Source organism: Pseudomonas brassicacearum (genome assembly GCF_009601685.2).
GTDB lineage: Bacteria > Pseudomonadota > Gammaproteobacteria > Pseudomonadales > Pseudomonadaceae > Aquipseudomonas > Aquipseudomonas kilonensis_B.
Window position 1 is genome coordinate 6,086,336 of the sequence record NZ_CP045701.2, and the last position, 22,421, is coordinate 6,108,756.

20 protein-coding genes are annotated in these 22,421 nt (G+C 61.6%); 13 read left to right on the forward strand and 7 right to left on the reverse strand.

Annotated elements, in window-relative coordinates; translation table 11 throughout:
- Positions 1 to 167: 167 nt before the first annotated feature.
- The 3 genes from dgcA to GFU70_RS26465 all read right to left on the reverse strand — a co-directional run bounded on the left by dgcA (position 168) and on the right by GFU70_RS26465 (position 3,830).
- A complete protein-coding gene (gene dgcA / locus GFU70_RS26455; protein ID WP_058545294.1) occupies positions 168 to 2,228 on the reverse strand; it encodes a dimethylglycine demethylation protein DgcA in 2,061 nt (686 codons plus the stop codon).
- A gap of 15 nt (positions 2,229 to 2,243) precedes the next feature.
- Complete coding sequence (locus GFU70_RS26460; protein ID WP_030139308.1) at positions 2,244 to 2,774, reverse strand: DUF5943 domain-containing protein; 531 nt, start codon at positions 2,772 to 2,774, stop codon at positions 2,244 to 2,246.
- Between the two features lie 78 nt (positions 2,775 to 2,852).
- Positions 2,853 to 3,830: a dipeptidase gene (locus tag GFU70_RS26465; protein ID WP_030139307.1), complete on the reverse strand. Its 978-nt coding sequence runs from the start codon at positions 3,828 to 3,830 to the stop codon at positions 2,853 to 2,855.
- 235 nt (positions 3,831 to 4,065) lie between these two features.
- Between GFU70_RS26465 and GFU70_RS26470 the strand changes: the two genes are divergently transcribed.
- Both GFU70_RS26470 and GFU70_RS26475 read left to right on the forward strand, forming a co-directional pair.
- Complete coding sequence (locus GFU70_RS26470; RefSeq protein ID WP_058545295.1) at positions 4,066 to 4,467, forward strand: lysozyme inhibitor LprI family protein; 402 nt, start codon at positions 4,066 to 4,068, stop codon at positions 4,465 to 4,467.
- Positions 4,468 to 4,524: 57 nt separating this feature from the next.
- Complete coding sequence (locus tag GFU70_RS26475; RefSeq protein WP_058545296.1) at positions 4,525 to 4,941, forward strand: DUF3010 family protein; 417 nt, start codon at positions 4,525 to 4,527, stop codon at positions 4,939 to 4,941.
- A gap of 201 nt (positions 4,942 to 5,142) precedes the next feature.
- On the opposite strand, the gene GFU70_RS26480 is transcribed toward GFU70_RS26475, so the two are convergent.
- Entirely contained in the window at positions 5,143 to 6,318 is a 1,176-nt protein-coding gene (locus GFU70_RS26480) for a hypothetical protein (RefSeq protein WP_116643676.1), read from the reverse strand.
- 68 nt (positions 6,319 to 6,386) lie between these two features.
- Positions 6,387 to 7,346 (reverse strand): GlxA family transcriptional regulator, encoded by a 960-nt coding sequence (locus tag GFU70_RS26485; protein ID WP_058545298.1) that lies wholly within the window; start codon positions 7,344 to 7,346, stop codon positions 6,387 to 6,389.
- Positions 7,347 to 7,532: 186 nt separating this feature from the next.
- Between GFU70_RS26485 and GFU70_RS26490 the strand changes: the two genes are divergently transcribed.
- The 6 genes from GFU70_RS26490 (at position 7,533) to GFU70_RS26515 (ending at position 13,002) form a co-directional block, all read left to right on the forward strand.
- Positions 7,533 to 8,477, forward strand: coding sequence for a choline ABC transporter substrate-binding protein (locus tag GFU70_RS26490; RefSeq protein WP_058545299.1), 945 nt, complete (start codon positions 7,533 to 7,535; stop codon positions 8,475 to 8,477).
- A gap of 71 nt (positions 8,478 to 8,548) precedes the next feature.
- A complete protein-coding gene (locus tag GFU70_RS26495) occupies positions 8,549 to 9,436 on the forward strand; it encodes a 3-keto-5-aminohexanoate cleavage protein (protein ID WP_014340599.1) in 888 nt (295 codons plus the stop codon).
- Between the two features lie 162 nt (positions 9,437 to 9,598).
- Positions 9,599 to 10,564 carry an L-carnitine dehydrogenase gene (locus tag GFU70_RS26500; protein ID WP_058545461.1) on the forward strand — a complete coding sequence of 322 codons (966 nt, stop codon included), beginning with the start codon at positions 9,599 to 9,601 and terminating at the stop codon, positions 10,562 to 10,564.
- Between the two features lie 131 nt (positions 10,565 to 10,695).
- Complete coding sequence (locus GFU70_RS26505) at positions 10,696 to 11,172, forward strand: thioesterase family protein (protein ID WP_058545451.1); 477 nt, start codon at positions 10,696 to 10,698, stop codon at positions 11,170 to 11,172.
- A 20-nt stretch (positions 11,173 to 11,192) separates the two neighbouring features.
- Complete coding sequence (locus GFU70_RS26510; protein ID WP_058545452.1) at positions 11,193 to 12,356, forward strand: gamma-butyrobetaine dioxygenase; 1,164 nt, start codon at positions 11,193 to 11,195, stop codon at positions 12,354 to 12,356.
- Positions 12,357 to 12,738: 382 nt separating this feature from the next.
- Positions 12,739 to 13,002, forward strand: a complete 264-nt coding sequence (locus tag GFU70_RS26515; protein ID WP_116643675.1) for a hypothetical protein — start codon at positions 12,739 to 12,741, stop codon at positions 13,000 to 13,002.
- An 83-nt stretch (positions 13,003 to 13,085) separates the two neighbouring features.
- On the opposite strand, the gene GFU70_RS26520 is transcribed toward GFU70_RS26515, so the two are convergent.
- Both GFU70_RS26520 and GFU70_RS26525 read right to left on the reverse strand, forming a co-directional pair.
- A complete protein-coding gene (locus GFU70_RS26520) occupies positions 13,086 to 14,189 on the reverse strand; it encodes a GlxA family transcriptional regulator (protein ID WP_058545454.1) in 1,104 nt (367 codons plus the stop codon).
- Between the two features lie 663 nt (positions 14,190 to 14,852).
- Positions 14,853 to 16,229 carry an L-serine ammonia-lyase gene (locus GFU70_RS26525; RefSeq protein ID WP_058545455.1) on the reverse strand — a complete coding sequence of 459 codons (1,377 nt, stop codon included), beginning with the start codon at positions 16,227 to 16,229 and terminating at the stop codon, positions 14,853 to 14,855.
- A 424-nt stretch (positions 16,230 to 16,653) separates the two neighbouring features.
- Between GFU70_RS26525 and GFU70_RS26530 the strand changes: the two genes are divergently transcribed.
- From GFU70_RS26530 to betB, 5 genes are all read left to right on the forward strand, one after another.
- Entirely contained in the window at positions 16,654 to 17,601 is a 948-nt protein-coding gene (locus tag GFU70_RS26530) for a choline ABC transporter substrate-binding protein (RefSeq protein ID WP_058545456.1), read from the forward strand.
- Between the two features lie 70 nt (positions 17,602 to 17,671).
- Positions 17,672 to 18,517, forward strand: a complete 846-nt coding sequence (gene choW / locus GFU70_RS26535) for a choline ABC transporter permease subunit (protein WP_058545457.1) — start codon at positions 17,672 to 17,674, stop codon at positions 18,515 to 18,517.
- Positions 18,514 to 19,692: a choline ABC transporter ATP-binding protein gene (gene choV, locus GFU70_RS26540; RefSeq protein WP_058545458.1), complete on the forward strand. Its 1,179-nt coding sequence runs from the start codon at positions 18,514 to 18,516 to the stop codon at positions 19,690 to 19,692. Before choW ends, choV begins: the two co-directional genes overlap by 4 nt.
- Before the next feature lie 467 nt (positions 19,693 to 20,159).
- Entirely contained in the window at positions 20,160 to 20,780 is a 621-nt protein-coding gene (gene betI / locus GFU70_RS26545) for a transcriptional regulator BetI (protein WP_058545459.1), read from the forward strand.
- Positions 20,781 to 20,860: 80 nt separating this feature from the next.
- Positions 20,861 to 22,333 (forward strand): betaine-aldehyde dehydrogenase, encoded by a 1,473-nt coding sequence (gene betB, locus GFU70_RS26550; RefSeq protein WP_003206360.1) that lies wholly within the window; start codon positions 20,861 to 20,863, stop codon positions 22,331 to 22,333.
- The last annotated feature ends 88 nt before the right edge of the window (positions 22,334 to 22,421 follow it).

The following is a 22,421-nucleotide window of genomic DNA, read 5'->3' on the forward strand; positions in this document are numbered from 1 at the left end:
GAGAGCGACGCACCTACTTGTGGCGAGGGAGCTTGCTCCCGCTGGAGCGCGAAGCGCTCCCAAAACAGCCCCAGGTGTAAACCTGACGCTCCTCGACTGATAATTTGGGGCCGCTTCGCAGCCCAGCGGGAGCAAGCTCCCTCGCCACAGGTGATGGTGTTAAGCCGTTAGAAATCCTTGCACAACCGCAGGGCGTCGTAGATGGCCGCGTGGGTATTACGCTGGGCCACGCAGTCGCCGATGCGGAACAGCAGGTAGCCGTCGCCACTCTGCGCAAGGCACGGCTGGGGCTTGATCGCGAACAGGGCTTCAACGTCGATCTGGCCCTTGTTGCGCGAACCTTCCTTGAGCGCGTAGTAGATTTCCTCGTCCGGCCGCACGCCGTTTTCCACCACCACCTGGTCCACCACGCGTTCTTCCTTGGCACCGGTGTATTCGTTCTCCAGCACCGCCACCAGCTTGTCGCCTTCGCGGTAGACCTTCTCCAGCATCATGTCCCCGGTCATGATCACTTCCTTGGGGTACATGCTGCGGTAGTAGGTAGGGAACGACGTCCCGCCAATCGCCACGCCCGGCTTGATGTCGTCGGTGACGATCTCGACCTGGCTGCCTTTGTCGGCGAGGAAGTCGGCCACCGACATACCGGTGAATTCGCAAATGGTGTCGTAGACCAGCACGTTCTTGCCCGGCGCAACCTTGCCGTCGAGCACGTCCCAGCTGCTGACCACCAGCCCTTCGGCAGCGCCCCAGTGTTCGTTCTGCTCCAGGAACGGATGGCCGCCGACGGCCAGCACCACCACATCCGGACGCAGGTCCATGATGGTCGCCGCGTCAGCCGCCACGCCCAGGCGCAGGTCGACTTTCAACCGTGCCAGTTCCAGTTGGAACCAGCGGGTGATGCCGGCGATCTGGTCCCGTTGCGGGGCTTTCGAGGCGGTGGTGATCTGCCCGCCGATGAATTCCTTCTTCTCGAACAAGGTCACATCGTGGCCACGTTCGGCGGCCACGCGCGCCGCTTCCATCCCCGCTGGGCCGGCACCGACCACAACGACTTTGCGCTTGGGCCCGGTGGACTTCTCGATGATGTGCGGCACGCCCATGTATTCACGGGACGTCGCGGCGTTCTGGATGCACAGCACGTCCAGGCCTTGGTACTGGCGGTCGATGCAGTAGTTGGCGCCGACGCACTGCTTGATCTGGTCGATCTGGCCCATCTTGATCTTGGCGATCAGGTGCGGGTCGGCGATGTGGGCGCGGGTCATGCCGACCATGTCGACGTAACCGCCCTCCAGGATCCGCGTGGCCTGGTTCGGGTCCTTGATGTTCTGCGCGTGCAGAACCGGAACCTTGACCACTTCCTTGATACCGGCGGCCAGGTGCAGGAACGGCTCCGGTGGATAACTCATGTTCGGGATGACGTTGGCCAGGGTGTTGTGGGTGTCGCAACCCGAGCCCACCACGCCGATGAAATCCAGCATGCCGGTGTCGTCGTAATACTTGGCGATCTGCTTCATGTCCTCATGGGACAAGCCGTCCGGGTGGAATTCGTCACCGCAGATGCGCATGCCCACGCAGAAGTCGTCACCGACCTCGGCACGCACGGCTTTCAACACTTCCAGGCCGAACTTCATGCGGCCTTCGAAGGTGCCGCCCCATTCGTCGGTCCGCTTGTTGACCCGCGGGCTCCAGAACTGGTCGATCATGTGCTGGTGCACGGCGGACAGCTCGACGCCGTCCAGGCCACCGGCCTTGGCACGTCGTGCGGCCTGGGCGTAGTTGCCGATCACCCGCCAGATCTCTTCCGGCTCGATGGTCTTGCAGGTGGCGCGGTGCACCGGCTCACGCACACCGGACGGCGACATCAGGGTCGGCCAGTTGAAACCGTCCCAACGCGAGCGCCGGCCCATGTGGGTAATCTGGATCATGATCTTGGCGCCATGCTTGTGCATGGCGTCGGCCAGGTTCTGGAAGTGCGGGATGATGCGGTCGGTGGACAGGTTCACCGAACTCCACCACTCCTGCGGGCTGTCGATGGCGACCACCGACGAGCCACCACAGATCGCCAGGCCGATGCCGCCCTTGGCCTTCTCTTCGTAATACTTCACGTACCGGTCGGTGGTCATGCCGCCGTCGGTGGCGTAGACCTCGGCGTGGGCGGTGCTGAGCACACGGTTGCGGATGGTCAGCTTGCCGATCTGGATCGGCTGGAACATTGCTTCAAAAGCCATGGCGCAATCCTCGACTTACAACGGCTTGACGATGAACAGGCCGTCGTCGTGGCCTTCTTCGGAACCGCCGTAGACCTGCTCGGCCACGGTGCGGATCGAACTGCCGCGCGCGGCCAGGATCTGGTCCATGGCGCCGGCGAACCAGCCGGTGAACATGTAGTCGACCTTGCGCCCGACCTTGCCGTACACATAGACGAACGCCGAGTGTTCGAGCTTGACGCTGGCGGTGCCTTTGTCCAAGTCGATGTCCTGGATCTTGAACAGGCCCCAACCACGCTGCGACAGGCGCTTCATGTAGTGCTCGAACACCGCGACGCCTTCCAGGCCATGGCATTCGGCTTCTTTTTCACACCAGTGCCAGGCGGATTTGTAGCCGGCCTTGTAGAGAATCTCGGCGTAGGCGTCGGCGCCCAGCACTTCTTCGATGCCCATGTGGTTGTTGACGAAAAAGTGACGCGGCACGTAGAGCATCGGCAGGGCGTCGGAGGTCCAGACACCGGTTTCGCTGTCGACTTCGATAGGCAGTTGGGGGGCGATCTTGGCCATGAAAACTTGACTCCGGAAATTCGTGGTATTGCCTGCGGCGCAGAGGGCCGCAGGTAGAGGATTAGCGTGCGGCGGCGTTTATTCGCCCCAGACGTCTTTCAAGACGTTGACCCAGTTTTCACCCATGATCTTGCGCACCACCCGCTCGGGATGGCCGCGCTTGAGCAGCGTTTCGGTGAGGTTCGGGAACTCGCCCACAGTTCGGATGCCCAGGGGGTTGATGATCTTGCCGAAGCTGGTCAGACGACGGGCGTAGCCCTTGTCATGGGTCAGCATTTCGAAGAAGTCCTGGCCGTGGCCCTGGGTGAAGTCGGTGCCGATGCCGATGGCGTCTTCACCGACGATGTTCATGGTGTATTCGATGGCTTCGGCGTAGTCGTCGATGGTCGAATCGATGCCCTTGGCCAGGAACGGCGCGAACATGGTCACGCCGACGAAACCGCCATGGTCGGCAATGAACTTCAGCTCTTCATCGGATTTGTTGCGTGGGTGTTCTTTCAGGCCGGAAGGCAGGCAGTGGGAATAGCACACTGGCTTCTTCGATTCGAGGATGACCTCTTCGGAGGTCTTGGAGCCGACGTGGGACAGGTCGCACATGATGCCGACGCGGTTCATCTCGGCGACGATTTCGCGACCGAAGCCCGACAGGCCGCCATCACGCTCGTAGCAGCCGGTGCCCACCAGGTTCTGGGTGTTGTAGCACATCTGCACCACACCGACGCCCAGTTGCTTGAAGATCTCGACGTAGCCGAGCTGGTCCTCGAAGGCATGGGCGTTCTGGAAGCCGAAGATGATGCCGGTCTTGCCCTGTTCCTTGGCGCGACGGATGTCGGCGGTGGTTTTCACCGGGATCACCAGGTCGCTGTTCTCGCGGATCAGTTTCTGGCTGGCCACGATGTTGTTGATGGTGGCCTGGAAACCTTCCCACACCGACACGGTGCAGTTGGCTGCGGTCAGGCCGCCCTTGCGCATGTCTTCGAACAGGTCGCGGTTCCACTTGGCAATGATCAGCCCGTCGATAACGATGCTGTCGGCGTGCAGTTCGGCTGGGCTCATCAGGCAGTCCCCTTTTGTCAGCGATTCATGCGCCGAATCGTGTGCCGGCGCTTTGGGGCCAGCATATGCCTGAGGGCCGTGGCGACCGGGTGCAAAAACGACAGGGGAATTGCCGAAAGCGTCAATCCACGACAAAGGGGTATGCCAGGCCCAGCCTGCCCGTCTGTTCTTTAGCCGACGCTTGCCCCAGAATCCGCCGCATCACTGGTTTTCACTGGACTCGAGCGGCAACACAATGAAATCAATCTTCCTGGCTTTGGCACTGATCAGCACCGTCGCACACGCAACCGAAGACACCGAACCAAACCCCTGCGATGAAGTTGAAAACGACGTCCAGACCCTGGCCTGCTCGGCCTACGGCAAAGCCGCCGCCGAGCAACTACTCGCCGAAAACCTGCAAAGCCTCTTTGAGCGCCTGCAAACCCGCTACGCCAGCGACAAGGCCCAGCTCAACGACATCACCGCCAAGGTCAAGTCCGCCCAACAACTGTGGCAAAAACAGCGCGACGCCGACTGCGCCATCGCCGCTTTCCCGGCCAAACCCAGCAGCGAAGCCTACAAAATCGCCGAAAACGATTGCATGGCCCAGGTGAGCGACGATCGGTCGGAGTTTTTGGAGTCGATTGGGCAGGAGTGATGCTTCAGAAACCGTTTAGCGCGGTAAGCTGCTTGCATCATTGGTAAAGGGATTCACATGAAAACGTGCGGCATCGAAATCAAAGGCAGCGAAGCGATCATCGCCGTTGCCTCGCTGGATCAACAGGCGTTGAGCCACGTCCCTCTGAACACCAAGAAAATCGCCCTGGACGACGATGACGAAGCCGCCAACGTCAAGGCGTTCGCCGCGCAGGTGCGAGCGTTCGTGACTGATAATGGTATCGAACGCATCGCCATCAAGAAGCGCAGCAAGAAAGGCGAGTTCGCCGGCGGGCCGACGACGTTCAAGATCGAAGGGGTCTTCCAGTTGCTGGAAAGTTGCGAGGTGACGCTGCTGTCGCCGCAGACCATCAATGCGCAGAGCAAGAAACATGACTTCGTCCTGCCGGCGACGCTGAACAAGTATCAGCATGAGGCTTATAAGGCGGCGTGTTCGGCGTTGGTGAAGAAATAGAGCTTTTCCAACCGGACACCGTACCTGTGGCGAGGGAGCTTGCTCCCGCTCGGCGCTGTAGGAGCTGTCGAGTGCAACGAGGCTGCGATCTTTCTCCAGACACTTGAGTCTCAAGCGAAAAATCAAAAAAATCGCAGGCTTCGCCAGCTCCTACAGCGCCGAGCGGGAGCAAGCTCCCTCGCCACAGGATGTATTTCAAATTCAATGTTGCTGGCGATACCCCTTCAACCACTCCGCAAACGCCTTGTCCTCCAGCGCATAACCACCCCGGTTGGACTTCCACACCAATTCCTTTTCACGCAGCGCATCAATGCAGGCTTGGATGGTCTGGGTACCGGGTACGACTTCGCTTCCCATGGTCCTCAGCGCCTTGCCCACCGCCTCCAGCGTTGAATCGGTGAAGGGCGCGAAGGGTTCGTTGTTCTGCGAGCGTTCGGCCATGACCTGCAGCACCGCGCGTTGTGGCACCGTCAGGGCGTTCCAGGCGCTCTCGAACTCGGTCCAAACGCCGGCGCGCAGCATTTCGGCGCTGCTGCGCAGCAATTCACCCAAATGGCTTGCCTCCCCCAGCTCCAGAGCAATTTCGCCGATGACGCTGCGCAACATCTCGGGACGGCGCCCCACCAGCTCAAAAGCCTGGTCGAGATCATCGGCATTGAACTGGTTGGTCTGGGCCAGGTGCGCGTTCAAATGAGCGGTATAGGCTTGGGTGAAGGCTTTGCCCAACAACGGAAACGGCGTGATGCTGGACCCGTAGAACGGTTGGTTGCGGCTCAGTACCAAGTGGGCGAGCTTGTCGCGATTGGAGCCGGTGAACACCAGCCGCAGTCCGCTGGTATCCCCCTCACGTCCCTGGTTGAGCTGGTCACGGGCAGCCTTGAGGCCGAACATCGCGTTGACCCCGGCCTCGGTGGTCAAGGCATGCTGGGCTTCATCGATCACCAGCACCACGGTTTTATCCGCGGCACGGTGCAACAGCTCCAGCGCCTGGGTCAGCGTCGCCCCCTCGGGCAGTTGCGGCTGGCTGAAATCCCAGGACAACGTGCGCAAGAAGCTGAGTTTGTCGATGCCCATGGATTTGGCGAGCTTGCGGATGCCCTTTTCATAAGGCACCAGTGCCCCGGCGATGGCCGAGGCGATCAGGTCGGCAGGGTCCTTCTCCTTGTTTGCCCAAAGGTCGACGTAGACCGCGAGCCAACCTCGCGTCTCGCATTCGGGAATCAAGTCTTCGCGCAGGAACGTACTTTTTCCGGTACGCCTTGGCGCGGCCAGGAACAGGCCTGAGGTGTAATCCTGGATCCCGGCGCCAGCCAGCCCATCGACAATATTGCGGGCCAGATCGGGGCGCCGGAAGACAAAACCGGGATGCTTGGACATGGTTTTATACTCAATTATGGCGGCAGGTATAATTTATAGTCGCGAGTATAATTAAGTATAAAAGCCTGTCAAACCAGTTCTCGCCCATCCCCCTGCCGTCGCCGATCCTCCCGCGGGCAGCGCTCGAACCGGGCCCGATAGCTGCGAGTGAAATACGACGGTGATTCGAAACCACAGGCAATGCTCACTTCCAGCACGCTCATGTCGGTCTGGCGCAACAGTTGCTGGGCCTTTTCCAGGCGCAGGCGCAGGTAGAAGTTGCTCGGGGTGTCGTTCAGGTGCAGGCGGAACAGGCGTTCGAGCTGGCGACGGGTGACGTTGATCGCCTCGGCCAGCGCCAAGGTGCTCAGGGGCGGTTCGCTGTGGGTTTCCATCTCGCCGATGACGTGCACCAGCTTCTTGTTGCGAATGCCATAGCGGTTGGCGATTTCCATGCGTTGGTGATCTTTGCGCGGGCGGATGCGGCCGAGCACGAACTGCTCGCTGACCTGGATCGCCAGTTCCGAACCGTGGGCCTGGCCGATCAGGTCCAGCATCAGGTCGATGGAGGCGGTGCCGCCCGCGCAGGTGATGCGACGACGATCGATTTCGAACAGTTCCTGGGTCACGCTGAGCTGTGGATAAGACTCCTTGAACGCCTCGATCGCTTCCCAGTGCAGGGTCACGCGGTGCCCTTCCAATAGTCCCGCCTGGGCCAACACCACGGAGCCGGTGTCGATCCCGCCCAAGGTCACGCCTTCGTTGTCCAGCCGATGCAGCCAGCGCTCCAGTGCCGGGGTGGCGAATTTCAGCGGTTCGAACCCGGCCACCACCCAGAGGGTCGCGCCTTTCTTCAAAGGCTCCAGTGCGGCATCGGCGTTGACCGACATGCCATTGCTCGCCAGCACCGCCCCGCCATCAGCGCTCAACACATGCCAGCGGTACAGCTCGCCGCGAAAACGATTGGCAACCCGCAACGGCTCGATGGCCGAAATGAAGCCGATGGCCGAAAAACCCGGCATCAGCAAGAAGTAGAAATCCTGGGACATGGAGCGCACTCGGTTGGCGGGTAGCGTGCGGACCTTGATACGCCAGTTGCAACGGCCGTTCAAGAGTCGCTGCAGTGCAAGAGCACGTCGCCGCTGTGCGTTTTGCCAGGCGCCGGGCTGCGTAACTTGGCATCACCGGTGCGCAGATGCCGGAACCCATAACAATAAGCTGCCGAGGAACCCGACATGAAACGACTGATCAGCTCTTGCGCTCTTGCACTTTGCGGTACCACTTTCCTCAATGGCGCCGCCATGGCCGCCGAGCCCGCCGCGTGCCAGAACGTGCGCCTGGGCGTGGTCAACTGGACCGACGTCATCGCCACCAGCGCCCTGACCCAAGTGATGCTCGACGGCCTCGGCTACAAGACCAAGCAAACCAGCGCCTCCCAGCAAATCATCTTCGCCGGCATCCGCGACCAGCGCCTGGACCTGTTCCTGGGCTACTGGAACCCGTTGATGACCCAGACCATCACCCCGTTCGTCGAAGCCAAGCAGGTCAAGGTGCTGGAGCAGCCCAGCCTCAAGGACGCCCGCGCCACCCTGGCCGTACCGACCTACCTGGCCGACAAGGGCCTGAAGACCTTTGCCGACATCGCCAAATTCGAAAAAGAATTGGGCGGCAAGATCTACGGCATCGAACCCGGCTCCGGCGCCAATACCCAGATCAAGGCGATGATCGCCAAGAACCAGTTCGGCCTGGGCAAATTCCAACTGGTGGAGTCCAGCGAAGCCGGCATGCTCGCCGCCGTGGACCGCGCCGTGCGGCGCAAGGAAGCCGTGGTGTTCTTCGGCTGGGCGCCGCACCCGATGAACGTCAATGTGCAAATGACCTACCTCACCGGCAGTGACGACGCCCTCGGCCCGAACGAAGGCATGGCTACCGTCTGGACAGTCACCGCGCCGGACTACGCCCAGCAATGCCCCAACGTCGGCCGCTTGCTGAGCAACCTGACCTTCACCGCCGAAGACGAGAGCCGGATGATGCAGCCGTTGCTCGATCACAAGGACCCGCTCGAATCGGCCCGGCAATGGCTCAAGGATCATCCGCAAGACAAGCAGCGTTGGCTCGAAGGCGTGACCACCTTCGACGGCAAGCCGGCGGCCGACAACCTGAAACTCACCAGTAACTGACCAAACGTTCTCCACCTGCGCAGCACCAACGGGCTGCGCGGTGACTCACCACGCCTGAAGGAATCCGCACCATGAACCACGACGTCATCATCACCTGCGCACTCACCGGTGCTGGCGACACGACCGCCAAGAGCCCTCACGTGCCGGTCACTCCGAAACAGATCGCCGCCGCTGCCGTCGAGGCCGCCAAGGCCGGCGCCACGGTGGTTCACTGCCACGTCCGCGACCCGCAGACCGGCAAGTTCAGCCGCGACGTGGCGCTGTACCGCGAAGTGATGGAGCGCATCCGTGAAGCGGACGTGGACATCATCGTCAACCTTACCGCCGGCATGGGCGGCGACCTGGAGATTGGTGCGGGCGAACGGCCAATGGAGTTCGGCCCCAACACCGACCTGGTGGGTCCGCTGACGCGCCTGGCCCACGTCGAGGAGCTGCTGCCGGAAATCTGCACCCTGGATTGCGGCACCCTGAACTTCGGCGACGGCGACACCATTTACGTCTCCACCCCGGCGCAACTGCGGGCCGGGGCCAAGCGCATCACCGAACTGGGGGTCAAGGCCGAGCTGGAAATCTTCGACACCGGTCACCTGTGGTTCGCCAAGCAACTGATCAAGGAAGGCCTGCTGGACAACCCGCTGTTCCAACTCTGCCTGGGCATCCCGTGGGGCGCGCCGGCCGACACCACCACCATGAAAGCCATGGTCGACAACCTGCCCGCCGACGCGGTGTGGGCAGGTTTCGGCATCGGCCGCATGCAAATGCCGATGGCCGCCCAGGCGGTCCTGTTGGGGGGCAACGTGCGCGTCGGCCTGGAAGACAACCTCTGGCTGGATAAAGGCGTACTCGCCACCAACGGCCAACTGGTGGAGCGCGCCGGCGAAATCCTCAGCCGCCTCGGCGCGCGCGTGCTCACGCCGGCTGAGGGGCGCAAGAAGATGGGCCTGACCCAGCGCGGCTGAGCCGACATCCACCTTCCCCTATTGGGGGGCTCAACCTGTGGGAGCAAGGCTTGCCCGCGATAACGGTATGTCAGTCGACATCCCCGTTGAATCTACTGCCGCCATCGCGGGCAAGCCTTGCTCCCACAGGAGATCACCGAACTATTTTTTCAGGAAATCACCATGAGCTTTATCACCGACATCAAGACCTTCGCCGCCCTGGGCAGCGGTGTGATCGGCAGCGGCTGGGTCAGCCGGGCCCTGGCCCATGGCCTGGACGTCGTCGCCTGGGACCCGGCGCCGGGCGCCGAAGCGGCGTTGCGCAAGCGCGTCGCCAATGCCTGGGGCGCCCTGGAGAAACAAGGCCTGGCGCCCGGCGCTTCGCAAGATCGGCTGCGCTTTGTCGCCACCATCGAAGAATGCGTGCGCGACGCCGACTTCATCCAGGAAAGCGCCCCCGAGCGACTGGAATTGAAACTCGAGCTGCACGCTCAGATCAGCGCCGCCGCCAAGCCAAACGCGCTGATCGGCTCCAGCACTTCGGGGTTGCTGCCAAGCGAGTTCTATGAGGGTTCCACCCACCCGGAACGCTGCGTGGTCGGGCACCCGTTCAACCCGGTCTACCTGTTGCCGCTGGTGGAAGTGGTCGGCGGCAAGCACACCGCGCCCGAAGCCGTACAGGCGGCGATGCAGGTGTATGAATCCCTCGGCATGCGGCCACTGCACGTGCGCAAGGAAGTGCCCGGTTTCATCGCCGACCGTTTGCTCGAAGCGCTCTGGCGCGAGGCCCTGCACCTGGTCAACGACGGCGTCGCCACCACCGGCGAAATCGACGATGCGATCCGCTTTGGCGCCGGCTTGCGCTGGTCATTCATGGGCACGTTCCTGACCTACACCTTGGCCGGCGGCGATGCCGGGATGCGCCACTTCATGGCCCAGTTCGGCCCGGCGCTGCAACTGCCGTGGACCTACCTGCCGGCGCCAGAGCTGACCGAGAAGCTGATCGACGATGTGGTGGACGGCACGAGCGCGCAATTGGGCAGCCACAGCATCTCGGCCCTGGAGCGCTATCGTGATGACTGCCTGCTGGCGGTGCTGGAGGCGGTGAAGGCCACCAAAGAAAAGCATGGGATGGCCTTCAGCGAATAACCGGCTGCAGGTCTGGCCCCATCGCGAGCAAGCTCGCTCCACATTGGCTCTGTGTCGTTCACAAGACCTGTGGGAGCGAGCTTGCTCGCGATAGCGCCGGCTCAATCACCACAACCATCGGAACCCACCCCATGCCCACCCTCACCACCTACCAAACCCGCATCCTCCCCGAATGGGTCGATTACAACGGCCACCTGCGCGATGCCTTCTACCTGCTGATCTTCAGCTACGCCACCGACGCGCTGATGGACCGACTCGGCCTGGACAGCCAGAACCGCGAAGCCAGCGGCCACTCGTTGTTCACCCTCGAATTGCACCTGAACTACCTGCACGAAGTGAAGCTCGACGCCCAAGTCGAGGTGCACACGCACATCATCGGCCACGACGCCAAACGCCTGCACCTCTATCACAGCCTGCATCTGGTCGGCGGTGATAAAGAACTGGCCGGCAATGAACAGATGCTGCTGCACGTCGACCTGGCCGGCCCACGCTCAGCACCCTTCGCGGAACCGACCCTGGACCGGCTCAAAACCCTGCTCGACCAGCAATCCGACCTGCCGCCCCCAGCGTACATCGGTCGGGTCATCGCCCTGCCTCCCGCCCGATAAGCCTTGCACTGGAGATCGCCATGAACACCGCCGCCGCTTTTGCCGACTTCCGCCGTTACCCCCTGATCTTCCCATTGACCGCCGCCACGCCGTTGGCCGATCGGGTGCAAGTGACGTGGGCGGACGGTCGGGTCAGCCCCTTTCATCACCAGTGGTTGCGGGACAACTGCCCTTGCCCACAATGCGTCTACAGCGTCACCCGCGAGCAGGTGCTGGAGATCGTCGACGTCCCTGAAGACATCGCCCCCGGCGCGACCCGCCTCGACGACGAAGGCTGTCTGTGCGTGGACTGGCAGGACGGTCACCAGAGCCGTTTCGACCCGGGCTGGTTGCGCGCCCACGCCTACGATGATCAGTCCCGCGCCGAGCGCCTGGCGAACAAGCCCCGGCGCCAACTGTGGCGACACGACCTGCAACTGCCCGTGTTCGATTACCCGGCACTGATGGACGATGCCGATGCGTTGTTGCAATGGTTGCTGGCAGTGCGCGACATCGGCCTGACCCAGGTGCGCGGCTTACCCACCGAACCCGGCTCGCTGAGACGGATTGCCCAGCGCATTTCCTTCATTCGCGAGAGCAACTTCGGCCTGCTGTTCAACGTGCAGTCCAAGGCCGATGCCGACAGCAACGCCTATACCGCCTTCAACCTGCCATTGCACAGTGATTTGCCGACCCGGGAATTGCAGCCGGGGCTGCAGTTTTTGCATTGTCTGGTGAATGACGCCGACGGTGGCGAGAGCATTTTTGTCGACGGTTTTGCCATTGCCCAAGCGCTGCGCGAGGAAGACCCCGAGGCCTTCGACGCGCTGTGCCGGATTCCGGTGGAATTTCGCAACAAGGACCGTCGCAGCGACTACCGCTGCCTGGCACCCATCATTGCGCTGGACGCCGTCGGGCAGGTTTCGGAGATCCGCATGGCGAACTTCCTGCGTGGGCCGTTCGACACCTCGGTCGAGCAGATGCCCAAGCTTTACCGCGCCTACCGCCGCTTCATCGGCCTGACCCGCGAGCCGCAATTTCGCCTGGTACAGCGTCTCGAACCCGGCCAGCTCTGGTGCTTCGACAACCGTCGCACCCTTCACGCCCGCAATGCCTTCGACCCGGCTTCCGGGGCGCGACATTTCCAGGGGTGCTATGTGGATCGGGATGAATTGTTGTCGCGGATCCTGGTGTTGCAACGCTAGACCGCGTCATCGTTCATCGCGAGCAAGCCCGCTTCCACAGGGGTTCTGTGCCGTTCACAAAATCTAATGTGGGAGCGAGCTTGCTCGCGATAGCGGTCTGTCCTGCCGCCCATCGCCCCCCTGATTCACAGGCAAAAAAATCCCCGATCAAGCCGTGACAGGATCGGGGCAGGTTGCGTTACTGGAGGAGCTGTCGCGCGAGGGTGACCAAACCATCGTGATTCAGCTTGGGGCCAGTGTGCACAGTCCAGATCCGCACAAGTTAGCCGAAAACGACGCCTCCATAGTCATTCATGACATCGCGACCATTTGCCCTTGCCGCCGCTTCGGGTGGCTACCAGAATCGAGACACGACCCCAATCCCTGAACAAGGAAAAGCGTCATGATGTACGCCGATTTGATCGACCAGGAAGACCTGCTGGGCCATCTCAAGGCCCTGGGGGTGAACATACCCAGTAACTCCACCGCCGAGCAGGCGTGCGAGTGCGCCGTACGTGGGCTGGACACGGTCCGAGCCAATGAATTGCGGCGGATGGTCAAGGAGATGTACACCAGCAGCGCCACCATCCTGCCGGCCGTGCGCCAGGCGATCGATAAGCAGCTGTTGCCGGCTCTGACGGATTACCAGCAAAACCATAGCGCCTGACAGAACCCAATTGCTCCCACAGGATCTGTGTCGTTCACAAAACCTGTGGGAGCGAGCCTGGTCGCGATGAAGGCGCTGCGGTCTCAGAGCCTCACACTGGCAAACGTCGACTCATTACGCGCCTGGCTCAGCGCCGACAGCGGGCCGGACAATGGCGACAGCACCAGCGCCTGCGGCAACGGCATCATCGCCACCTGTTGCGTGGTGTTGGAACCCACGCGCTCGTCGCGCGGCGGAATGCCGAAGTACTCGCGGTAGCACTTGGAGAAGTGCGGGGTGGAGACGAAGCCGCACACCGAGGCCACTTCGATGATCGACATCGGCGTCTGCTTGAGCAGTTGCCGCGCACGGATCAGCCGCAGCTTGAGGTAATAGCGCGATGGCGAGCAGTGCAGGTACTTCTGGAACAACCGCTCCAGCTGGCGCCGGGACACGGCGACATACACCGCCAGTTCGTCCAGGTCGATCGGCTCTTCGAGGTTGGCCTCCATCAACGCGACGATTTCCTGCAACTTCGGCTGATTGGTGCCGAGCATGTGCTTGAGCGGCACACGCTGGTGATCCTGCTCGTTGCGGATACGCTCGTAGACAAACATTTCCGAGATCGCTGCCGACAGCTCACGACCGTGATCGCGGCTGATCAGGTGCAGCATCATGTCCAGCGGCGCGGTGCCACCAGAGCTGGTGAAGCGGTTACGGTCAAGGCTGAACAAGCGGGTGCTCATCGACACCCGTGGGAAAGCTTCCTGCATCGCCGCCAGGCATTCCCAGTGCACGCTGCAATCGAAGCCGTCCAGCAGGCCGGCGCAGGCCAGGGCCCAACTGCCGGTACAAACTGCGCCGAGGCGACGGGATTGGCGGGCCTGGCTCTGCAGCCATGACACGTGTTCGCGTGTCACGGTGCGCTGGATGCCGATGCCGCCACAGACGATGACGGTGTCCATGGCCGGCGCCTTGTGCATGGAGGCGTCGGGGGTGATCTGCAAACCGTCGCTGGCCCAGACCTGGCCACCATCGACCGTGAGGGTGGTCCAGCGATACAGCTCGCGACCGGACAATTGGTTGGCCATGCGTAGCGGTTCTACCGCGGACGCCAGGGAAATCAGCGTGAAATTGTCCAGCAGCAAAAAGCCGATGGATTGAGGCGTACGGTTCTGGGGCCCGGCCCCGGAGTTGGACGGCGTCATCGCGGTATCTCCTCACACAAAGCGGGTGATGGCCTCAGGCGGAGGCTCTTTTTATTGGTTATTGCCCTCGTTCTCACGAAAGAGATGGGCTTTACAGCGATAGAGCAATTGCCATGCCTAAATTGAATGCGTGTTCAATAAATCCTGAAAACGACATCGAGACCTGTCTATATAAGGCGTGTATCAAGTACGGATCATGAGCGCTATCAATGGCGGCTGGCGCTGGTCACAGAGGGCTGTGAGCAGTTCGGTAGCACTTGTGGGAACTGGGCTGCGGGGCTTGCGCAACAGGTATCACCACAGGTGCGAATGACGGACGGTCGAGCACGGTTCAACGGTTGGCTCGACAACAGGGCTCTTGTCTGTTTGCGACGCGCTAAAAGGTGGCGCGTTTGCAGATTGGTGTTCATTTTGTGAGCGGTTTTTACATTCATCTGCATGGAAGGAGCTTGCTCCCGCTCGACCCTGTAGGAGCTGGCGAAGCCTGCGATCTTTTGATCTTTTGATCTTTTGATCTTTTGATCTTTCGCTTGGGACTCAAGTGTCTGGGGAAAGATCGCAGCCTCGTTGCACTCGACAGCTCCTACACAGCTCCTCCACAGTTCCAACACAGTTCCGACACAGCTCCCTTACCTGGCCACAAGGTTCGGCATGAACGTTGGATCAGCACTCCACCGCACTGACCGCCAAGCCGCCGCGCGAGGTCTCTTTGTATTTGTCATGCATGTCGGCGCCGGTATCACGCATGGTGCGGATCACCCGGTCCAGGGAGATGAAATGCTGGCCGTCACCGCGCAAGGCCATTTGGGCGGCGTTGATGGCCTTGACCGCGGCGATCGCATTGCGCTCGATGCACGGCACCTGCACCAGGCCGCCCACTGGATCGCACGTCAGGCCAAGGTTGTGCTCCAGGCCGATTTCCGCCGCGTTGCACAGTTGCGCAGGCGTTGCCCCGAGGATCTCCGCCAGGCCGGCCGCCGCCATGGCGCAAGCCGACCCCACCTCGCCCTGGCAACCGACTTCGGCGCCGGAGATCGATGCGTTCTTTTTGCACAGGATCCCGACGGCCGCCGCACCGAGGAAATAATCCACGACGTTGGCGTCGGTGACCGCTTCGCTGAATTTCATGAAGTAATGCAACACCGCCGGAATGATCCCCGCCGCGCCATTGGTCGGCGCCGTGACCATGCGCCCACCGGCAGCGTTCTCCTCGTTGACCGCCAGCGCGAACAGGTTGACCCACTCCATGGCACTGAGGGTCGAGCCGATGACATTGGGCTTGTTCAGCTCTTGCAAGCTGCGATGCAACTTGGCCGCACGCCGACGCACATTCAAACCACCCGGCAAGATGCCTTCGTGCTTGAGGCCCTGCTCGACGCAGTCCTGCATGGCCCGCCAGAGCTTCATCAGGCCGCTGCGGATCTCGTCTTCCGAACGCCAGACCTTTTCGTTGGCCATCATCAACTCGGCCACCCGCAAGTTATGGCTGCGGCACAACTCGAGCAGCTCTTGGGCGCTGGAAAAATCGTAAGGCAGTTCAGTGCGGTCCAGGTCCACCACACCGCTGGTAGCCTGGGCCTGATCGACGACGAAACCACCGCCGACCGAGTAATAGGTGTCGCGGTGCAGCTCGCCGTTGGCGGCCTCAGCCACCAGCGTCATGGCGTTGGGATGAAACGGCAGGTTCTCGTCGATCAGGCGCATGTCCCGGGACCAGACGAAAGGCACCGGCAGGCGACCGTCCAGCAGCAGGGTCTGGGTCTGGCGCAGTCGCTCGATGCGCGCACCAATCTGCGACGGATCGATCGCGTCCGGCCACTCGCCCATCAAGCCCATGATCACCGCGTTATCGCTGCCATGGCCGATGCCAGTGGCCGAAAGCGAACCGTAGAGCTGAACTTCCACCCGCGTTACTTGTTCCAAAAGTCCTCGCTCACGCAAACCTTGCACGAACAACGCAGCGGCCCGCATCGGGCCCACGGTGTGTGAGCTGGATGGGCCGATACCGATTTTGAACAGGTCGAAAACGCTGATTGCCATTGCCGAAAACCTCCAGAACAGGCACATCCGGGCGCAGGAGCGTCCGGTGACGGAGCTGCTACGCTCAACGCCGGGATGGCCGCATCATCCGGTTTTTGCCTTGGGGTCCGACGTCTGACACCGACGCAATCATGCCCACCAACGCCGCCCCGTCCTGGCCTCGGTTTTACGCCGTTTTTCTGCGTATCAGAGGCCCGCCAGGGGCGGAAAAAATCTGTAAACGACGTCACCGACACTGGATGCGACCCTCCCTGTACTGGATACGACCCACCCTGTAGGCGTCAGATTTGCACTGGTACATGATCGGTTACGGCTCGTTTGCAAGGCCGCGTGTCAGAGAGTGCCCACGCGCCACCAACCGCAACATCCAATAAGCGCGGTTGTCCTGACCGGACACCGCCGATAAAACACCAGGAGTCCACCCATGAAAGGTTCCACATCGTTGTTGTTGGCCGCCATGCTGAGTCTTCCGATGCTGGCCAACGCTGCAGAACCCGAACAGTGCAGCACCGTCAACTTCTCCGACGTCGGCTGGACCGACATCACCGTGACCACCGCCACCACCAGCGTGGTGCTCGAAGCCCTCGGCTACAAGACCAAGACCACCATGATTTCCGTGCCGGTGACCTACAAGTCCCTGGCCGACGGCAAGAACATGGACGTGTTCCTCGGCAACTGGATGCCGACCATGGAAAACGACATCAAGGCCTACCGCGAAGCCGGCACCGTGGAAACCGTGCGCACCAACCTCAAGGGCGCCAAGTACACCCTCGCCGTGCCTCAGGCCTTGTATGACAAAGGCCTGCACGACTTCGCCGACATCCCCAAATTCAAGAAAGAGCTGGACGGCAAGATCTACGGGATCGAACCTGGCAACGACGGCAACCGCCTGATCCAGAGCATGATCGAAAAGAACGCCTTTGGCCTGAAGGACGCAGGCTTCAAAGTCGTCGAGTCGAGTGAAGCCGGCATGCTCTCGCAGGTCGACCGCGCCTCCAGGCGTGGCACCGATGTGGTCTTCCTCGGCTGGGCGCCACACCCGATGAACACCCGCTTCAAGATCCAGTACCTGACCGGCGGCGACGACTTCTTCGGCCCCGACTTCGGTGCCGCAACCGTGGCGACCAACACCCGCAAGGGCTACAGCCAGGAATGCAGCAACGTTGGCCAGTTGTTGAAAAACCTGGAGTTCACCGTCGACATGGAAAGCACGCTGATGGGCAACGTGCTCGACGACAAGATGAAGCCTGAAGCCGCCGCCAAGGCCTGGCTGAAGAAAAACCCACAGGTACTCGATACCTGGTTGGCTGGCGTGACCACCATTGACGGTAAACCTGGCCTGGAAGCCGTGAAAGCCAAGCTCGCGCAATAACTGCTTATGTTATGCCGGGCGAGTTCGCTCGCCCGGGCTGTTTATCCCTTGCATGCGGACGTTCGCTACCATGCTTATTGATCAGAAAATACCCTTGGGCCAGTACATCGCCGGCTTCGTCGAATGGCTGACGGAACACGGCGCCGACACCTTCGATGCCATCGCGCTGTTTCTGGAAACGATGATTCACGGCGTGACGTTTGCGCTGACCTGGTTCAATCCCCTGGCCCTGATCGGCCTCATCGCGCTATTGGCGCACTTCATCCAACGCAAATGGGGCCTGACCGTATTCGTCATTGCGTCCTTCCTGTTGATCCTCAACCTGGGTTACTGGCAAGAGACCATGGAAACCCTCGCCCAGGTGCTGTTCGCGACCCTGGTTTGCGTACTGATTGGCGTGCCGCTGGGCATTGTTGCCGCGCACAAGCCGATGTTCTACACCCTGATGCGGCCGGTGCTCGATCTGATGCAGACCGTACCGACCTTCGTCTACCTCATTCCTACCCTGACCCTCTTCGGGCTGGGTGTGGTCCCGGGCCTGATCTCCACGGTGGTGTTCGCGATTGCCGCGCCCATCCGCCTGACCTACCTGGGCATCCGCGACGTACCGGACGAACTGATGGACGCCGGCAAAGCCTTCGGCTGCTCCCGACGCCAGCTCCTGTCGCGCATTGAACTGCCCCATGCGATGCCGAGCATCGCGGCCGGTATCACCCAGTGCATCATGCTGTCGTTGTCGATGGTGGTGATCGCCGCGCTGGTGGGTGCCGATGGCCTGGGCAAACCGGTGGTCAACGCACTGAATACCGCCGATATCGCCCTGGGCTTCGAAGCCGGCCTGGCGATCGTGTTGCTGGCGATCATGCTCGACCGAATCTGCAAACAACCCGACGCCAAAGTAAGGGGTGACGCATGAGCACCATTCGTTTTGAAGACGTCGACGTGATCTTCGCCAAGGATCCACGCGAGGCCCTGAAACTGCTCGACCAAGGCATGACCCGCAACGAAATCCTGAAGAAAACCGGGCAAATCGTCGGCGTGGAAAAAGCCAGCCTGGACATCGAGAAAGGCGAAATCTGCGTCTTGATGGGCCTGTCCGGCTCCGGCAAATCCAGCCTGCTGCGCTGCATCAACGGTCTGAACACCGTCAGCCGCGGCAAGCTGTTCGTCGAACACGACGGCCGGCAGATCGACATCGCCTCCTGTACCCCCGCCGAACTGAAGATGATGCGCACAAAGCGCATCGCCATGGTGTTCCAGAAGTTCGCCCTGATGCCCTGGCTCACGGTGCGCGAGAACATCAGCTTCGGTCTGGAAATGCAGGGCCGTCCAGAGAAAGAACGCCGCAAGCTGGTGGATGAGAAGCTGGAGCTGGTGGGCCTGACCCAGTGGCGCAACAAGAAGCCCGACGAATTGTCCGGCGGCATGCAGCAACGGGTCGGCCTGGCCCGCGCCCTGGCGATGGACGCCGACATCCTGCTGATGGACGAACCCTTCTCCGCCCTTGACCCGCTGATCCGCCAGGGCCTGCAGGACGAACTGCTGGAGCTGCAACGCAAGCTGAGCAAGACCATCGTGTTCGTCAGCCACGACCTCGACGAAGCCCTGAAGCTGGGCAGCCGTATCGCGATCATGAAAGACGGCCGGATCATCCAGTACAGCAAGCCGGAAGAAATCGTACTGAACCCGGCGGATGACTATGTGCGCACCTTCGTCGCCCACACCAACCCGCTCAACGTCCTGTGCGGTCGCAGCCTGATGCGCACCCTGGACAACTGCAAGCGCATCAACGGTTCAGTGTGCCTGGACCCGGGCGGCGATTCCTGGCTCGACCTGGCCGAAGGCAACACCATCAAGGGCGCCCGGCAGAACGGCGCGGCGCTGGACCTGCAAAACTGGGTACCGGGCCAAGCCGTCGAAGAGCTGGGCCGACGTCCGACCCTGGTGGACTCCAACATCGGCATGCGCGACGCGTTGCAGATTCGCTACCAGACCGGCAACAAACTGGTGCTCCACGATAACCAACAAGTCGTCGGGATCCTGGGCGACAGCGAGCTGTACCACGCACTGCTCGGCAAAAACCTGGGCTAAGCCAACACCTGCAAAAACGCCGCGAGATGAACGCGGCGTTTTTGTTTGGTGGTTCTGAACTGCTGACTAGCTTGACCTTGAATGCAAATAACTGTGGCGAGGGGATTTAGCGAAACGTCGCACCGCCCCGTCCGGCTCTGTAGGAGCTGGCGAAGCCTGCGATCTTTCGCTTACGACTCAATTGTCCAGGACAAGATCGCAGCCTCGTTTCACTCGTCAGCTCCTACGGCCCAACGGGGATTTATCCCCTCGCCACAACAGTGTTTCAGCTATCAAGCGCATTAGGCCTGCATGCCAACCGACGAGTGTTATAAAGACATCCCCAAAAGTCTTCGCCCCGGCAAACAGCGATGACTTGTCATAGAACTTATTTTTTGTTGATTGAACGTTCAATCAAAACAAAATAGACTGGCTTTCGTTCCGGCAGACGACATTCGTGCGCCGGATGGCCTAAGGAGATGTGCTAGATGCCCAAGGTCGGTATGCAACCCATCCGCCGCCAACAACTGATCGAAGCCACGTTGCAAGCGGTCGATCAAGTCGGCATGGGGGACGCCAGCATTGCGCTGATCGCCCGTTTGGCCGGTGTCTCCAACGGCATCATCAGTCACTACTTTCAGGACAAGAATGGCCTGATCGCGGCCACGGCCCAGTACCTGATGACTGTCCTGAGCGAGAACGTCACCGCGCGCCGCCAGGCACTGGAGGACGCAAGCCCCCGGGCTCACCTGAAGGTGATCATCGAAGGCAACTTCGACGCCAGCCAGGTCAACGGCCCGGCAATGAAAACCTGGCTGGCCTTCTGGGCCACCAGCATGCACCACCCGTCTTTGCACAGGTTGCAGCGGATCAACGATCACCGTCTGTATTCCAACCTGTGTTGCCAGTTCCGCCGCGTGTTGCCCGTTGATCAGGCACGCAGCGCGGCACGGGGCCTGGCCGCGCTGATTGACGGCTTGTGGCTGCGCGGAGCGCTGTCGGGAGACGCGTTCGATACCGCCCAGGCGCACCAGATCGCTTACGAATACATGGATTTCCAACTGGCCAAAGCAGGGGCGCCAGAGCACACAGAACCGCTCGACTCCTGAACCGCCGCCCAAGCGCGTAGTCAGCTATAAACGACACGCTCCGGTGGCCAGCCAACCACTCATGCACTTGCGAGGACTTTATGGCCCGTTTCGAACTGCAAAAACTCTACATCGATGGCGCGTACAGCGATGCCAGCGGCGACGCTACTTTCGAAGCCATCAACCCTGCCAACGGTGAAGTCCTTGCCCAAGTGCAGCGTGCGACGTTCGAGGACGTCGAGCGCGCCGTGGTCAGCGCCGAAAAAGGCCAGAAGGTCTGGGCCGCCATGACCGCCATGCAGCGTTCGCGCATCCTGCGTCGCGCCGTGGACATCCTGCGCGAGCGCAACGATGAGTTGGCCGCCCTGGAAACCCTGGACACTGGCAAGGCCTACTCCGAAACCCGCTACGTCGACATCGTCACCGGCGCCGACGTGCTGGAATACTACGCCGGCCTGGTGCCAGCCATCGAAGGCGAGCAGGTTCCGCTGCGTACAACTTCATTCGTCTACACCCGTCGCGAGCCCCTGGGCGTGGTGGCCGGTATCGGCGCATGGAACTACCCGATCCAGATCGCCCTGTGGAAATCCGCCCCGGCCCTGGCAGCCGGTAACGCGATGATCTTCAAGCCGAGCGAAGTCACCTCGCTGACCACCCTGAAACTGGCCGAGATCTACACCGAGGCCGGCGTCCCAGCGGGCGTGTTCAACGTACTGACCGGCAGCGGCCGTGAAGTCGGCACCTGGCTGACCGAGCACCCGCGCATCGAGAAAATCTCCTTCACCGGTGGCACCGACACCGGCAAGAAGGTCATGGCCAGCGCCTCGAGCTCTTCGCTCAAGGACGTGACCATGGAACTGGGCGGCAAGTCGCCGCTGATCATCTTCGACGACGCCGACCTGGATCGCGCCGCCGACACCGCGATGATGGCCAACTTCTACAGCTCCGGCCAGGTCTGCACCAACGGCACCCGCGTGTTCGTGCCGAGCCACCTCAAGGCGGCCTTCGAAGCCAAGATCGCCGAGCGCGTGGCGCGCATCCGCATTGGCAACCCAGAGGACGAAAACACCAACTTCGGCCCGCTGGTGAGCTTCGCCCACATGGAAAGCGTGCTGGGCTATATCGAGAAAGGCAAAGCCGAAGGCGCGCGCCTGCTGTGCGGCGGCAGTCGCCTGACCGACGGCGAATTGGCCAAGGGCGCCTTTGTCGCCCCGACCGTGTTCACCGATTGCACCGACGAGATGACCATCGTGCGTGAGGAAATCTTCGGCCCGGTGATGAGCATCCTCACCTACGACACCGAAGAAGAAGTGATCCGCCGCGCCAACGACACCGACTTCGGCCTGGCCGCCGGCGTCGTCACCCGCGACCTGAACCGTGCCCACCGTGTGATCCACCAGCTCGAAGCCGGCATCTGCTGGATCAATGCCTGGGGTGAATCGGCGGCTGAAATGCCGGTCGGTGGCTACAAGCAATCGGGCGTGGGCCGGGAGAATGGCATCAGCTCGCTGAACAACTTCACCCGCATCAAATCGGTACAGGTCGAGCTGGGCGATTACACGTCGGTGTTCTGATCTGACACCGAGCCTGAGGCCGGGGCCTTTTGTGGCAAGGGGGCTTGCTCCCGCTGGGCTCTGTAGGAGCTGGCGAAGCCTGCGATCT